We start from the raw sequence: 14,157 nt of genomic DNA, 5'->3' as shown, positions 1-14,157 counted from the left end.
AGGCACAGCACCGTCGACAAGTAGAGCGATGACGTCGAAGGCCCGGGGCTCGCGCCCCGGGCCTTTCGTCTAGGAGTTGAGGACCGTGAACGGCGCGGTCGCCGCGACCGCCTGCGAATCGTTCTCGACCACCTGAAGCGTGGTGTGGACGCGGTACAGCGAGGAGTTCGCGACCACGAGCACCGGCTCGCCGCGGTTGTTGGTGGGCGACTCGGGGTCGGCCGGGCTGGCCGCGATCTGGGCGAACACCAGGCCCGCGGTGCCCGTCTGGGGCTCGATGTGCGAGTTGTCGAGCGCGACGCGGAACAGGCGGTCGTCGCCGCTGACCCCGGCCACCCACAGGTAGTTCTCCGAACTCCAGGCCACCGCGGTCACGGCGGTGATCTGCGGGCCGATCAGTCGCGGCTCGCCGGCCTGGATGTTCCCGTCGAGGTCGACGCTGAGCGGTGCGACCCACGCGGAGCCGTCGGCCACGAACGCCAGGCGCAGCCCGTCGGCGCTGATCGCCATCGAGGTCACGCCCTCGCCGACCTGGAGGACCTGCTTGGAGCGGGAGATCGGGTCGACCGCGGTGGGGACCCCGGCGTCGATCACCAGGACCGTGCCGTCGGCGAGCCACTGCGGGGACGCGAGGTCGGCGCTGAGGCCGTCGATCGTGCGCATCGACTCCTCGTCGGTGCCGACCTGGAGCACGAATCCGTCCGGGCCTTGCACGATCGCCGCGATCTGCGATCCCGGGCCGACCGCGACCTGCCGCAGCCCGTCCACGTGGAAGCCGACCCACGGGTGCTCGGCCGAGACCGTGGTGACCGGTCTGCTGCTCGTGTACTCCCAGACGGTCTCCTCGGCGATGAAGTACCCGGTCTCGGGCACGTCGTCGGGGATCGCGTTCCAGGTGCGCCAGTCGCTCAGGCTGCCTTCGAAGACGTCCTGGCCGTCCACGGTGAGCACGAAGTCGGACTCCAGGCCCAGGCTCCAGGCGATCTGCGCGGCGATCGCGTCGACCGTGTCGGGCTCGACCGTCTCGCCCGGCGAGAGTTCGATGTGGACCTCGCCGCCCTCGCCGGTGGAGGGCTTGCCGATCGTGCCCTCGGGGATCGCGTTGCGCGCCGAGAAGCGCGCGAAGTCCGAGGGGCCCTGGAGCAGCCAGCCCAGGCGCAGCCGCCGGTCGGCGTCGGCGCTGAGGTCGTTGTAGGCCCAGCGCAGGTCGGGCACCAGGAGTTCCTCCTGCGTGGCCTGGAAGTACAGCGGCGCGGGATCGTACGTGGCGTCGAAGTGCCCGTAGTCGAGGATCACCTGCGTGGGCAGGGACGTGATGCTCCAGACGTCCTGGAAGCCCTCGCGGTCGAGCGCGAACTCCTCCTCGTACTGACGCGGCGCCGCGCTCATGCGCACCGAGCCGTCCGGCAGGTAGCGACCGATCACCGAACCGGTGACGCGGACCGTGGCGGCCTCGACGGTGTTGGTCACGGTGGTGACCTCGACGCGCGAGAGCAGGTCGATCCCCGAGGCGGCGTCGGAGAACACCCGGTCGTCGGTGGTGAACGCGTACAGGCGGTCGGGCAGGCCGTCCGGGTCGCCCGCGGCGGACTTGAGGTAGTTCTGGACCGTGCTGTCGGGTTCGGTGGTCGGCGCGAACGGCTCGACCTCGGTGCCGGTGGACTGGTCGAAGTCACTCGGCGCGTCCCCGACGATCTCGGGGGCCTTCCCGGAGGGGATGCCGCAGGCCGCGAGCGCCCACGCGGTGCTCACGGCGAGTGCCGCGGCGAGGCTAGTCCTGCGCTGCATGCGGGGCCTCCTTCAGACGCAGAGGGATCGGCGAGGAGATCACGCGGTTGCCCGACTGGAGCGGGAGGGTGAGCACGAACAGGGTGCCCTCGCCGGGTTCGCCCACGACCTGGAGCGTGCCCGAGTGGAGCTTCGCGTCCTCCAGGCTGATCGCCAGGCCCAGGCCGGTGCCGCCGGTGCGGCGGGTCCGCGAGGGGTCGGCCCGCCAGAACCGGTCGAAGACCCGCTCGGCGTGCCCGGGTTTGAGGCCCACCCCGTGGTCGCGCACGGCCACGGCCACGGCCGTGTCGCCTTCGGCCACGGTGACCTCCACCGGGCGGCCTTCGGCGTGCTCGATCGCGTTCGACACGAGGTTGCGCAGGACGCGGTGGACGCGCCTGGGGTCGACCTCGGCGATGACCCGCCGGGGAGGCTTGGTGAGGCTGACGCTCACCCCGCAGTCCTCGGCCAGGTGCGCGAGGGCCTCGACCACGTCGTGGGCGATGCGGCCCACGTCCACGGCCTCGACCTCCAGCGAAGCGAAGCCCGAGTCGAACCGGGAGACTTCGAGGAGCTCCTGGAGCAGGTCCTCGAAGCGGTCGATCTCGTGCTGGAGCAGCTCGGTGGAACGCTTGGTGATCGGGTCGAAGTCGTCGCGGTTGTCGTAGAGCAGGTCGGCGGCCATGCGGATCGTGGCCAGCGGGGTGCGCAGCTCGTGGGAGACGTCGGAGGTGAACCGCCGCTGCATCATCGACATCTCCTCCAAGCGTCTGATCTGGCTCTGGAGGTTCTCGGCCATGAGGTTGAACGAGCCGGCGAGCCTGGCCAGGTCGTCGGAGCCGCGGACCTCCATGCGCTCGTGGAGGAGCCCGGCGGCCAGGCGCTGCGAGGTGCGCGCGGCCTCGCGCACCGGAGTCACGACCAGGCGCGTGACCAGGGCGGCGATGACGCCGAGGAGCAGCACCAGGGCCACGCCCGCGAGGGCGAGGTTGGTGCGCAGGAGGCTGATCGCGTCCTGCTGGGAGTCGAGCGGGTAGAACGCGTACAGCTCGTAGTCGACGCTGAGGTCGATGAACGAGCCCACGACCAGGAACGGGGCCGCGTCGTCGCCGTCGACCGAGAACGTCTCGTACTGGGTCGCGATCTTGTGCTCGGCCACGGCGGCCTGGAGCGCGGCGGGCGGCTCGACGCCGTTGGAGACCGGGTGGGTCTTGGCCACGGCCTCGTCTCCGGTGCGCAGCAGGATGTACGGCGCGTAGACCGGGTCCTCGCCGAGTTCGTTGACGATCCGCTGCATGGTCATCGCGAGCGCGTTGTCGGAGGTGGAGGTGTAGGTCGCGAGCTGTTCGGCGGCGCGCTCGACCGCGTTCTCGGTCTCCTCGACGGCAGTGTCGCGGCGCTCGTCGAGCAGGCGCGAGGTGAACGATCCGGCCACCACGAAGCTGAAGATGAGCACCAGGATCGTGGAGGCGATCAGGGTCGAGGCGACCACGCGCAGTTGCAGCGACGCGCGGAAGCGGTCGACGAGCGGCCCGGAGACGCGGCCGACGAAGCCGGTGAACGAACGCGCGAGTCGTCTGATCCTCGCCGGCTTCGGATGAAGCCGGTCCTGGCGCTCGGTCAATGCGTGCTCCGGTAGGGCATCAGCCCAGGCCGGCCTTGTAGCCGACGCCGCGGACGGTCTGGATGAGCTGCGGGCGCTCGGGGTCGGGTTCGATCTTGGCCCGCAGACGCTGGACGTGGACGTTCACCAGGCGGGTGTCGGCGGAGTGCCGGTAGCCCCAGACCTGTTCGAGCAGGACCTGGCGGGTGAACACCTGGCGGGGCTTGCGCGCCAGGGCCACGAGCAGGTCGAATTCGAGCGGGGTGAGCTTGACTTCGGCGCCGTTGAGGGTGACCTGGTGGGCCGGGACGTCGATCTGCACTTGGAGGCCGGGCTTGCCGATCTCAAGGCGTTCGGGGGTGACGTCGTCGCCGCGGCGCAGGCGCGCCCTGATGCGGGCCACGAGCTCCTTGGGCTTGAACGGCTTGACGATGTAGTCGTCGGCGCCCGATTCGAGGCCGAGGACGATGTCGACGGTGTCGGACTTGGCGGTGAGCATGACGATGGGGACGCCGGACTCGCCGCGGATGGCCTTGGCGACGTCGATGCCGCTCATGCCCGGGAGCATGAGGTCGAGCAGGACGATGTCGGGCCGGTGCTCCTTGAACGCAGCGAGCGCCTTCTCCCCGTCGGTGACGAACGTGGGGGTGAAGCCTTCGGTCCTGAGGATGATGCCGAGCATCTCCGCCAGGGCCGGGTCGTCGTCTACGACGAGTACACGTGCTCTCATGGACACCAGTTTTCCACCTCGCAAAAGGCCAGAGCACCACGGGTGGACACCCGTGGTGCTCTAACTGTAACGACTAACCGACGGACTTGACCGCCCGAGCGGGGTCGGTGCCTGCGGCGATGGCCTCGAACGGCTCGCGTCCCGCCTGGATTTCACCGAGCTGCACCATTTCGCGCTTGGTGAAGAACCCGACGATCCAGTCGGCGAGGATGCGGCCCTTGCGGCCGGTCCCGGGCACGCGCGACAGGTGGTAGCCGCGGTGCATGAGCCAGGCGAGCAGGCCCTTGGCCTTGAAGCCGTAGGTGTTGGCCACGCCCTTGTACAGGCCGAGGCCGGCGACCGAGCCGATGTACTTGTGCTCGTACGGCTTGAGCGCGCGGCCGACGTGCTTGGCGTAGACGTTGTCGGCGAGGACCTTGGCCTGGCGGACGGCGTGCTGCGCCGAAGGCGTGCACCAGTCCATCGGGAAGTCCGAGGTGTCGGGGACCTGCGTGGAGTCGCCCGCGCCCCAGGCGCCTTCGATGACCTCGCCGAGGGTGTCCTTGCCCGCCTCGACGCCGGAGGCGACCTGGAGGCGCGTGTTGCACTCCAGGTGGCCGCGCGGGCCGATCGGCAGGTCGGACTGCTTGACCAGCGGGTGGGGCATGACGCCGGCGGTCCAGATGATGGTGTCGGAGTCGAACTCCTCGCCGTCGGTGAGGACGACGTGGCCGCCCTCGCAGGACTTGAGCGTGGTGCCCAGCCGGATATCGACGCCGCGCTTGGTGAGCTCGCGGGCCGCGTAGGCGCCCATCTCGGGGCCGACCTCGGGGAGGATCTTGTTGGCGTACTCGACGAGGTACCACTTGATCTCGGAGGCGTCGAGCATCGGGTAGTTCTTGACGATGTTCGCCGTGAGGTCTTCGAGTTCGCCGAGGGTCTCGGCGCCCGCGAAGCCGCCGCCGACGGTCAGGAACGTGAGGGCCTTGCGGCGCACGTCCGGGTCCTCGGTGGTGGCGGCGATGTCGAAGCGCTGGAGCACGTGGTTGCGCAGCCAGATGGCTTCGCCCATCGACTTGATGCCGATGGCCGTGTCGGCCAGGCCGGGAATGGGAAGGGGCCGGGAAACGGAGCCGGGGGCGACGATGACCTCGTCGTACTCGACCTCGCGGGTGGGACCGGCGAAAGGCTGCACGGTGAGCTTGCGCTCGGCGTGTTTGATCTCGGTGACCGCACCGGTGAGGATGGTGCAGTACTTGAGGGCCTGTCGGAGCGGCACAACACCGTGTCGCGGGGAGATGGATCCAGCAGCCGCCTCGGGGAGGAACGGCTGGTAGGTCATGTGCTGGTTGGGGTCGATGACCATCAGTTCAACTTGACCGCGCTTGATGTCGCCCTTCAGCAGCTTGCTCAAGCGTTCGGCAACGTAAAAACCGACGTGACCGGCACCTATCACGACTATACGTTTCACGTGTTCAATTCTGGCCTTGCTCAGGGTTGCTTGTGTAGTGAACGCGCAAGGACGTAGATCACGGCGACGGCCGCCACGATGCCCGCGCCGATGGCCAGACCTGCGGTGAGACCGGTGAAATAGGCGGTGAACAGGGCCAGGGTCAGCGCGATGCCCACTGTCGACGCCAGGACGAGGCCGACATGGCGCGCCCAGGTGAGGATGATCTCACCGTCCATTGCGGTAGTCGTTCGGAACCGCTGCGTGATCGCGGCGGCCGCGTGTGCGGTGTACAGCAGGCAGGCGAGCGCCGTGGCCGTCCACAGGGAGGGGTCGGTTCCGGCCAGGAGGCCGCTGATGACCCAGGCGGCGAGCACGACCGCGATCGCGGTGAGCGGGGCCGCGCCACCGGGCAGGAGCGCGGCGGCCAGCGCGCACATCGCGGCTACGGCGATGTAGGCGCCGGAGGCGGCCCATTCGACGGGGACGGCGATCTCGGCGGCGATGAAGACGGTGAGGAGGACGGTGACGCGCAGGAGGGTCGGCGCGGGGGCGATGCCGCGGGCCCAGGTGCGGGTGCGGCGGCCTCCGGCCCTGGCCCGGTCGCGGGTGCCTTCGGCGACGGCTCGCCAGAGGCCGCGCTCGGTGTCGCTCATCGGTGGCGCCTCCGGTTGAGTTCGGCGAGGACGTTGTCGAGGGAGGCCGAGCCTCGCCAGGGTTCGACGGCGATGCCGAGGTCGCGCAGTTCCATGACGGTGTTGGCGCGGTCGAGGCGCCAGAGGCGCTGGGCGACGTCGGACCAGTGGGTGCGCCGGGGCGGGGTGACGTGGGGCGGGAGGGTGTCGACGCAGAGCACGGGTCGTCCGGCGCGGGCGAGGGAGGCCAGGAGGCCTACGGCGCGGGCGGTCAGCAGCGGGGTGAAGACCACGGTGAGGCCGCGGTGGTTGCCGAGTTGGCGGCGCATGAGTTCGGGCGAGGGCGGGACGGGGTCGGCGGGGATGTCGACGGCGGCGAGCCAGTGGAGCGCGGCGGCGGCGTGGCGTCTGCCTGCGCCGAATCGCAGGCGGCGGGCGTGGGCGCCGAATTCGAAGCATGAGACGCGGTCGCCTTGGAGGGCGTAGTGGGAGGCCACGGCTCCGGCGGCGCGCACGGTGAGGTCGGCGATCGAGGCTTGGCCGTCCACTCCGCCTGAGGTTCCGGCTTCGACTTGGAGGTCGAGGATGAGGGCCACGTCGGTGTCACGCTCGGAGAGGGTGGCGTTGACGTAGAGGTCCTGGCTGCGCATGGAGGTGCGCCAGTCGATGCGGCGGAGGCGGTCGCCGGGCTGGTAGAGGCGGACTTCGGCGAGTTCGCCGGAGTCGCCGCCGCGGCGGGAGCGGTGGACGCCGGTGACGCCGTCGGCGAAGGGCAGGGATTCGGCCGACTCGAACCAGTCGGGGACCGGCAGGACCCAGACGGTGGCTCCGGCGAGGCGCTGCACGTTGGTCTCCAGGAGGCCGCCGCAGGCGATCGAGCGGACGTGGACGGGTCCGAGGTGGTGGCCGCCCCAGCGGCGGGCGCGTCCGGCGATGAGCATGTCGCGGGCGGTGGCCGCGGGGATGGTCTCGGCGAAGTCGCCTCGGCCGGTGTGGAGGGTGATCCAGGGGTCGGCGGCGGCGGTGACGACGGTCGTGACCGGGACCGAGGCCGCGTTGGACACGACCAGGCTCGCGGCGGCGGTGGCGCCTTCGGCGCACGAGGCGTCGTCGAGGGCGGCGATCCGGGCGTGCGGGGCTGGGCCGGGGCGCTTCTGGAGGAGCAGCGCGGTGCCGATCGCGAAGGGCGCGGCGACGATCACGAGGTCGACGCGGCCGAAGGCCACGGACACGAGCAGGCACACCGCGACCAGGGCCGCGGCCCGGGTCAGGGCCGGGGTGCGGCGCCAGGTGACCGGCGGCGCGGCCTCGGCCCGGCGCGCGGGCCGGGGGTTGTCGGTGCGCAGCCGCAGCGCGGGGTCGCCGGCGAGGGTCATCGGGGCTGGACGCCGTGGGTCGGGGACTGGGCGGTCTGCGGGGCTTCGACGCCGCGGCAGATGTCGGCCACGACCGAGGCGGGGTCGATGCGGCGCATCCACAGTTCCGGTTTGAGTGAGATGCGGTGCGACAGGGCCGCTCCGGCGACGCCTTTGACGTCGTCGGGGGTCACGAAGTCGCGTCCGGCAAGGACCGCGAGCGCGCGGGAGGCCAGCAGCAGCGCGAGCGAACCGCGCGGGGAGGCGCCGACCTGGACTTGGGCGTGGCCGCGGGTGGCGGCGGTGATGGCCACGATGTAGCGGCCCACGGAGTCCTCGACGGTGACGTCTTCGAGGGCGCGCTGCATCCCGACGAGGGTGGGCGCGTCGATGACGGGGGCGAGGTCGACGGTCTCGACGCGGCGCAGGATGCGGCGCTGGAGGACCTCCCACTCCTCGTCGGGGGTGGGGTAGCCGAAGGAGACGCGCAGGAGGAAGCGGTCGAGCTGGGCTTCGGGGAGCTGGTAGGTGCCCTCGAACTCGACGGGGTTGGAGGTGGCGAGGACGGTGAACGGCTCGGGCAGGAGGTGGGTCTCGCCTTCGACCGAGACCTGGCGTTCCTGCATCGCTTCGAGGAGCGCGGACTGGGTCTTGGGCGGGGTCCGGTTGATCTCGTCGGCGAGGAGGAGGTTGGTGTGGACCGGGCCCTTGCGGTAGACGAACTCGCCGGACTTCTGGTTGTAGAGCAGGGAGCCGGTGACGTCGGCCGGGAGCAGGTCGGGGGTGAACTGGAGGCGGCGGAAGTCCAGGCCGAGGCTTTGGGCGAAGCAGCGGGCGGTGAGGGTCTTGCCGAGGCCGGGGAGGTCTTCGAGGAGGATGTGGCCGCCCGCGAGGATTCCGGCCAGGACCAGGCGCAGGGGCTCCTCTTTGCCGACGATGACGGACTGGACGGACTTGAGGACCGCTCCGGCGTGGTGCGCGACCTGGTCGAGACTGATGCGGGACGCGTCGGACATTAGATCTCCTCGATGGTTTTCAGGTGTTCGGCGAGTTCCCGGGGGCTGGGGCAGTCGGGGACCGGTCGGGTCAGGAAGTGGAACGTGGCCTCGCCCAGGAGCGCTCGGCACGCCTCGGGGTCGGCCGCGAGGCTCAGGCCGCGGCGCAGGCGCAGCCGTTCGGCGGCGACCTCTTCGATCTGGGCTTTCGCGTTGGAGGTGCCGAAGCGCCCGGGTTTGGCCTCGGCGAAGACGAACCGGTCCTCCCAGCGGTTGACCTCGGCGAAGGGCCGCCAGCTCGGTTCGTTGACGGTGCGGACGACGAGGTCGGGGTTCGGTTCGGTGTCGGCGCGCATCCCGCTGATCATCGAACCCGCCACGAGCGCGGCCAGCGCGAGGAGCACGAGCTGCCAGAGCGCGAAGTCGACGCCGGAGACGAGCGCGACCGACCAGAAGAACACGGCCGCGGCGACCGCGCCGAAGGCGGGCCAGAGCTTGAGGCGCCCGAACGGGGCGAGGAATGCCTTCACCGGGCCGCCTTCGCGCTGTCGCCGAGTTGGGCGCTGAGGGCCACGAGCGCCTCGCGGGCCCGGTCGCGGTCGGTCTCGTCGACGTCGTGGGGCGAGTAGCGGGCCCTGAGGTAGGCCTCCGAGAGGCGGGTGAGCGCCCGGCCGTCGAGGTCGTGGCGTTCGAGGAGCCTGCGTACGAGGTCGGCGGGGGTGTCGGAGTGCTCGCGTTCGATCCCGACGGCCGCGGCGGCGCGTTCGAAGTGGACCCAGCACGCGATGATCGCCGTGCGCGGGTCGTCGCCGAGGTCGACTTCGGCGAGCGCGGCGGCCACGGCGTCCTCGACGAGCGCGATGTCGCGGTGCAGGTACTGGGCTTCGGGGTCCTCTTTGCCGCCGTCGGGGTCGGCTCCCAGGAGCCAGTCGACGAGGCGGCGGGCCAGGAAGATCAGGATGAGGAGCGCGGGGATGCCGACGAGGACGCCGAGGACGAGCCAGGTGACCCACGAGGGGATCGTGAAATCCTCCTGGGTCTGGTCGAACTCGGCCCGGGTCGGCAGTTCGAACTCTTCTTCAGTGAGCGGCGGCGGCTCCATCGTGCCGCCGAGCCCCTCGGGCAGGCTCGACTCGCCCCATTCGACGCCCGCTCCCTGCGCCGCGATGCCCACCACCAGCAGCGCGGCCACGACCAGGAGGACGGGCGACCAGAGCCGCCCGCGAGAGGGCCGATCGGGGTGCGCCATATGTGAACCTCAACGAGAAGACCGGATGCAAGGGGTACGGGCCCCACCTTATGCCAACCCCACCCGCCCCACCGTCCACGCTCGGGGCCCTCAGGCCGCGAAGCGCTTCACGAAGCGGCGCTGACCGGGGGTTTCGACGGCACGTTTGCGGTAGTTCGCGCGGACGTAGGCGACGGCTTCGGCGGCGGGGACGCCGTCGAGGATCGCCAGGCAGGCGAGGGCGGTGCCGGTACGGCCGTGGCCGCCGTGGCAGGCGAGCTCGACGCGTTCGGTCTCGCTGCGAGTCCAGGCCCGGCGGAGGGCGGCGGTGAAGTCGTCCTTGTCGGAGGGGAGGCGGAAGTCCTTCCAGCGGACCCACACGGACTCCCATTCGACCTGCGGGGGCTCGTTGCCCAAGAGGTAGAGCGCGAACTCCGGCTTCTGGCCTTCGGGCATCGGGTGCCCGAGGCCGCGGCCCCGCACCAGCCGACCGGACGGAAGTCGCAGCAGCCCAACGGTTTCCGGTTCCCAAGTCATGGTCCGACGATACTCCGGGGCGCCCTACCGCACCTCGATCAGTCCGGTGCCTTCCTCGGGGAGTTCGCGGAGCGTGCGGATCGGGGTCCGCAGCAGGACCAGGCAACCGGCCAGGAGCATCCCGGCGGCGATGAACAGCACGTACCGGGCGCCGATGACCTCGCCGGCGAAACCGCCGCCGATCGAGCCGACCGCCATCGAACTCCAGCTGATCACCTTCTGCGACGCATTGACTCGGCCTTGGATCGTGTCGGGCGTGACCGCTTGGCGGTAGCTCACCACATTCACGTTGAACACCACGATCGCCGCCACGTACACCAGCTGCCCCGCGAACGCCACCACCGCACCCCAGCCGGGACCCGACAGCGCGATCACCGCCATGCCCGGCCCCGACAACGCGAGCGCGACCAGGGCGGTCGGCCCCATCCCCGCCCGCGCCGAAATCCGCCCGACGAGCATCGCCGCGAGGATCCCGCCGACGCCCGAGCCTGCGAGGACCAGACCGACGATCGCACCGGAGTGCCCGCCGTCGCGGATCAGGAACACCACGAGCATCGCCTGGTAGGCGCCTACGGAGAGGTTGCACCAGGCGCTGGCGAAGGCCACGGTCCGGATGATCGGGTCATGAAAGATGAACTTGACGCCTTGGGAGATCTCGGTGCGCAGGTGCGGTTTCTCCTGCCGCTGCGGTTCGGCCTCGTGGAACCGGATGCGCGAGAACGCGAACGCCGACACCGCGAACGTCACCACCGACGCCACGAGGGCGATGGGCGCGGTGAGCAGAGCGACCAGCGGCCCGGCCAGGACCGGCCCGCCAGTGTCGGACGCGGACCTGATCCCTTGGATGCGCGAGTTGGCCCCGGCGAGCCGGTCGTTGTCAATCATCATGGGCACGAAGCTGACCTGCGCGATGTCGAAGAACATCGACGCGAGTCCGAGCAGGAACATCACCGCGAACAGGTGCCAGGGCGTCAGCGCGTCGAAGACCCACGCGACCGGCACGCTGAGCATGATCAGGGCTCTGCAGGTCTCGGCCACGACCACGACCGGCCTGCGCCGCACCCGATCGACCCACGCGCCGACCAGGAGCCCGAACATGACCAGCGCGATCTGGTCCATGGCGTTGAGGATCCCGATCTGCGCCTCGCTGAATTCGAGGACGACGACGGCGATGATCGAGATCGAGAAGTAGGCGACTTGAAGGCCCACTTGGCTTGTCGCGACGGAGGTGAAGAGGAGTCGGTGGTCTGCGTTGCGGAACACGGGATCAGCCGGGGTGGACGGTCATCGGGGGCGGGCCTTTCGCGGGGTGGATTTCGGGGCGGTTGGGCGCGTCGGAAGACAGGGACGAGTCCGAGCTTAGGCCCCGAACGCGACGAACGGGTGCCACGGACGGTGCTCGCCTACGGCCGCAAGGGCTTCGGCGGGAGTCGCGCCTGCGGCGCAGCGGCGGTGGTACTCGATCATCATCTCGGCGGCCATGTCGTCGGGGACTTTCGCAAGACTGGAAACGACGGTCGAGGTTCCGGCGTGGAGCAGCGCCGCGGTGAACCCGAGGGTCTCGTTCCCGACTTCGACGGTCGAGCGGCCGAGGTCACACGAAGACAGCACCACATGTGTGGGCGGCTGGTCGAGGCTGAGGAGCTCGTACGCGTTGAGCGGGCCGAGCCCGAAGTCCAAGCGCGAGAACAGAACGTTGTCGGGCTCGTGATGGCCGTGCGCGGCGAGATGGGCGACGGAAGCGCCGTCGAGGGCTTTGAGGACCATCTCCGGATCGGACCTCTCGGCCCAGATGACCTCCGTATCCGGGTACAGCGCGCCGACCGACGCGATCTCGCTGTCCGCCCGGACCAGCCGCGGCCCCGCGGCGACGATCGCCGAACCGGTGGCCGCGGGCCGTCGAACCGCCCGCCACCAGACCTCGGCCGAAGGGGACACCGTGACCGGACGCCCGCGAAGCGGAGGAAGCAAAGGCCAAGGGACCCAGGCGAGCTTGCTGTGCGGGACCACGACGAGCCTCCGGTCGCCGACGTACTCGGCGATCGGATCCCAGATACCGGCCGCGAGCGCCGACGCATTGCGCCGCATCGAACCCTCGACGCTACGACGGAGCCGCTCGGGGTACTTGAACGTCCTGCTCAACGCGTCGAGGTCGGCACCGATGCGACGTTCGAGTTCGATCGCCGCCTCAAGGGACATGAGATCCACACGCCGGAACCCATCGCCACCGACCAGTACGGCCTGCAAGGTGTCATCGACGTGGAACATGTTGACCAACACGGTGTCCCGCGAGTTCGCGAGTTCGTGGATCTTCTCTGGGGCGATCCGGACCGCTTGCTCCCCCGGGCCGGATTTGGCTCGGTCGTAGTCGCGGATCCCCGTCTCAAGCTCGGAGACACGCGCAAGCGCCTCCTCGGCGTCCTTCCCCTCGACCTGAAGGTCCCAGAGCTCTTGGCGAGCTTGACGAAGCCTGCCGAGCGCTTCTCGGGCGTCGGGGTCAGCAGAAGACTTCACCGGCGGAACACGCAACGACTGAGCCCGCGAACGCTCGGCCCACCACAAGACTTCGGCCGGACCGCCGTGGCTCGTGGCATACCCCAATCCCTTATTGGAGAGCTGCACCCCGAGCGCGGAAACCCCGGCCTGGAACTCGACGGAACCGAAGGTCATCCGATAGCCGTCGAGCAGGTCAAGGCCAGCGAGCAATTCCGGCACGGGGTCCTGTTCGCGCGCTATCGCGAGTTCAGCCTTCGCGAGGTACCGGGCAAGGTCCTCAGCCAGCGCGTCGTGCCCGGGGCCACCGGACCCGCCGTTGAGCAACTCTTCGACGCCTTCGAACGTCTTAGCCTCGATCTTGGCGCGGGCCGTGAGAATCTTCGCCTGGTTGAGGCGAAGCGCCCATCCCCGCTGCTCAAGCGCGTCGCAGAGCCGCACCACCTTGTCGGCGAAATCCGGGCCCGCGTGTCCTGAGTCGAACTGCCCCTGGAGGATCAGCAGGCGGGCCAGAACGGCCATCGGCTCATTGCCCTGTTCGTAGAGCGACTCCATCGCCTGGCGAGCCCAGCGCTCGCCCACTTCAAACCGGTTGTCTTCGAACGCCGCGACCGCACACCAGAACTCCGAGATTGCGGCGCTGCGATGATCACCCGCTAGTCGCTGGGCCGCAACAGCTTCCGACCAACGCTTCGCCGACTGCCGATACATGCCCACGTTGAGCAACGCCTCAGCGTAGGAGGCCTCGACGAACGACTCGTGCTCCGGAGCGAAGAGTCGAAATTGGTCCCGCACTTCATCGAAGGCTTGGAGCGCCTTGGTGACTTCGCCGAGGTCCAGCCACAACAGCGCTTCCAGGTGCGCGGCCTTGGCTCGATTCGCGGGGACGTCGATGCGGTCATAGAGTTCCAGCGCCCGCTGGATGCTCTCCATTCCCTCGTGCAACTCTCCGAGGTCACGCCACACCAGCGCTCGGTTGTGGAACAGGGCCGCATAGAAGTTGTCGGGGCCGTATCTCGCCAGCAGCGGCTCTGCCGCGTCGAACCAGCGGAGGGCATCGGAAAGTCGACCGCTCTGCCAAAGGATCAGGGCTCGCTGGTGCAGCAGGGTTCCCCGATCGTCGGGAAACACGAGCTTGTCGGCTTGTTTGAGCAGCCGTTGGCCTTCGCCGGATTGACCGTTGCTCGCGAGGTTGATCGCGAGCAACATAAGCACCTTGGCGGTCAGCCGGGCACGGGCGGTGCCAACGTTGGGTGGTCGCTCAAGGTCCCACTCGAGAAGGTTCAGCGCCTCTTCCAGTACTGCTGCGGACTCGGCGACTCGGCCCCGGCGATTCAAACGCTGACCCCGTGCGAACAAGCGCCAAGCGCGATGAAGCATTCCTC

12 protein-coding genes are annotated in these 14,157 nt (G+C 69.8%); all 12 read right to left on the bottom strand.

From position 1 onward, the window contains the following. Positions 1-69: 69 nt before the first annotated feature. The 12 genes from AB0B28_RS19590 to AB0B28_RS19535 all read right to left on the bottom strand — a co-directional run bounded on the left by AB0B28_RS19590 (position 70) and on the right by AB0B28_RS19535 (position 13,981). Positions 70-1,788, bottom strand: a complete 1,719-nt coding sequence (locus AB0B28_RS19590; protein ID WP_360123271.1) for an LpqB family beta-propeller domain-containing protein — start codon at positions 1,786-1,788, stop codon at positions 70-72. Continuing rightward, complete coding sequence (mtrB, locus tag AB0B28_RS19585; RefSeq protein ID WP_360123268.1) at positions 1,772-3,391, bottom strand: MtrAB system histidine kinase MtrB; 1,620 nt, start codon at positions 3,389-3,391, stop codon at positions 1,772-1,774. The genes AB0B28_RS19590 and mtrB overlap by 17 nt, the downstream gene beginning before the upstream one ends. 19 nt (positions 3,392-3,410) lie before the next feature. After that, positions 3,411-4,100, bottom strand: coding sequence for an MtrAB system response regulator MtrA (gene mtrA / locus AB0B28_RS19580; RefSeq protein WP_030155693.1), 690 nt, complete (start codon positions 4,098-4,100; stop codon positions 3,411-3,413). Positions 4,101-4,173: 73 nt separating this feature from the next. After that, on the bottom strand, positions 4,174-5,559 hold the full coding sequence (locus tag AB0B28_RS19575; protein WP_360123445.1) for an FAD-dependent oxidoreductase: 1,386 nt from the start codon (positions 5,557-5,559) through the stop codon (positions 4,174-4,176). An 11-nt stretch (positions 5,560-5,570) separates the two neighbouring features. Beyond that, complete coding sequence (locus AB0B28_RS19570) at positions 5,571-6,185, bottom strand: hypothetical protein (protein ID WP_360123263.1); 615 nt, start codon at positions 6,183-6,185, stop codon at positions 5,571-5,573. Continuing rightward, positions 6,182-7,540, bottom strand: a complete 1,359-nt coding sequence (locus AB0B28_RS19565; protein ID WP_360123260.1) for a DUF58 domain-containing protein — start codon at positions 7,538-7,540, stop codon at positions 6,182-6,184. The genes AB0B28_RS19570 and AB0B28_RS19565 overlap by 4 nt, the downstream gene beginning before the upstream one ends. After that, positions 7,537-8,535: a MoxR family ATPase gene (locus tag AB0B28_RS19560; RefSeq protein ID WP_360123257.1), complete on the bottom strand. Its 999-nt coding sequence runs from the start codon at positions 8,533-8,535 to the stop codon at positions 7,537-7,539. Before AB0B28_RS19560 ends, AB0B28_RS19565 begins: the two co-directional genes overlap by 4 nt. Continuing rightward, positions 8,535-9,044 carry a hypothetical protein gene (locus AB0B28_RS19555; protein ID WP_360123254.1) on the bottom strand — a complete coding sequence of 170 codons (510 nt, stop codon included), beginning with the start codon at positions 9,042-9,044 and terminating at the stop codon, positions 8,535-8,537. The genes AB0B28_RS19560 and AB0B28_RS19555 overlap by 1 nt, the downstream gene beginning before the upstream one ends. Beyond that, entirely contained in the window at positions 9,041-9,763 is a 723-nt protein-coding gene (locus AB0B28_RS19550; protein ID WP_360123251.1) for a DUF4129 domain-containing protein, read from the bottom strand. Before AB0B28_RS19550 ends, AB0B28_RS19555 begins: the two co-directional genes overlap by 4 nt. Before the next feature lie 90 nt (positions 9,764-9,853). After that, on the bottom strand, positions 9,854-10,279 hold the full coding sequence (locus tag AB0B28_RS19545) for a protein-tyrosine phosphatase family protein (protein ID WP_360123248.1): 426 nt from the start codon (positions 10,277-10,279) through the stop codon (positions 9,854-9,856). Between the two features lie 24 nt (positions 10,280-10,303). Continuing rightward, entirely contained in the window at positions 10,304-11,542 is a 1,239-nt protein-coding gene (locus AB0B28_RS19540) for an MFS transporter (protein ID WP_360123245.1), read from the bottom strand. A 96-nt stretch (positions 11,543-11,638) separates the two neighbouring features. After that, the gene (locus AB0B28_RS19535) at positions 11,639-13,981 is read right to left on the bottom strand and encodes a CHAT domain-containing tetratricopeptide repeat protein (protein WP_360123242.1); all 2,343 of its coding nucleotides are present in this window, start codon (positions 13,979-13,981) and stop codon (positions 11,639-11,641) included. Positions 13,982-14,157 lie beyond the last annotated feature (176 nt).

Origin of the sequence: Glycomyces sp. NPDC046736, from assembly GCF_040645615.1 — a bacterium.
Classification (GTDB): Bacteria; Actinomycetota; Actinomycetes; order Mycobacteriales; family Micromonosporaceae; genus Glycomyces.
The sequence above is the reverse complement of the archived record's forward strand: the minus strand, read 5'-3'. Positions and strand labels throughout refer to the sequence as shown.

Bases quoted from the DNA above. Each gene is read 5' to 3' on its own strand.
- AB0B28_RS19590 (WP_360123271.1), bottom strand. From the start codon at position 1,788: ATGCAGCGCAGGACTAGCCTCGCCGCGGCACTCGCCGTGAGCACCGCG.
- mtrA (WP_030155693.1), bottom strand. From the start codon at position 4,100: ATGAGAGCACGTGTACTCGTCGTAGACGACGACCCGGCCCTGGCGGAG.
- AB0B28_RS19570 (WP_360123263.1), bottom strand. From the start codon at position 6,185: ATGAGCGACACCGAGCGCGGCCTCTGGCGAGCCGTCGCCGAAGGCACC.
- AB0B28_RS19565 (WP_360123260.1), bottom strand. From the start codon at position 7,540: ATGACCCTCGCCGGCGACCCCGCGCTGCGGCTGCGCACCGACAACCCC.
- AB0B28_RS19560 (WP_360123257.1), bottom strand. From the start codon at position 8,535: ATGTCCGACGCGTCCCGCATCAGTCTCGACCAGGTCGCGCACCACGCC.
- AB0B28_RS19550 (WP_360123251.1), bottom strand. From the start codon at position 9,763: ATGGCGCACCCCGATCGGCCCTCTCGCGGGCGGCTCTGGTCGCCCGTC.
- AB0B28_RS19545 (WP_360123248.1), bottom strand. From the start codon at position 10,279: ATGACTTGGGAACCGGAAACCGTTGGGCTGCTGCGACTTCCGTCCGGT.
- AB0B28_RS19535 (WP_360123242.1), bottom strand. From the start codon at position 13,981: ATGTTGCTCGCGATCAACCTCGCGAGCAACGGTCAATCCGGCGAAGGC.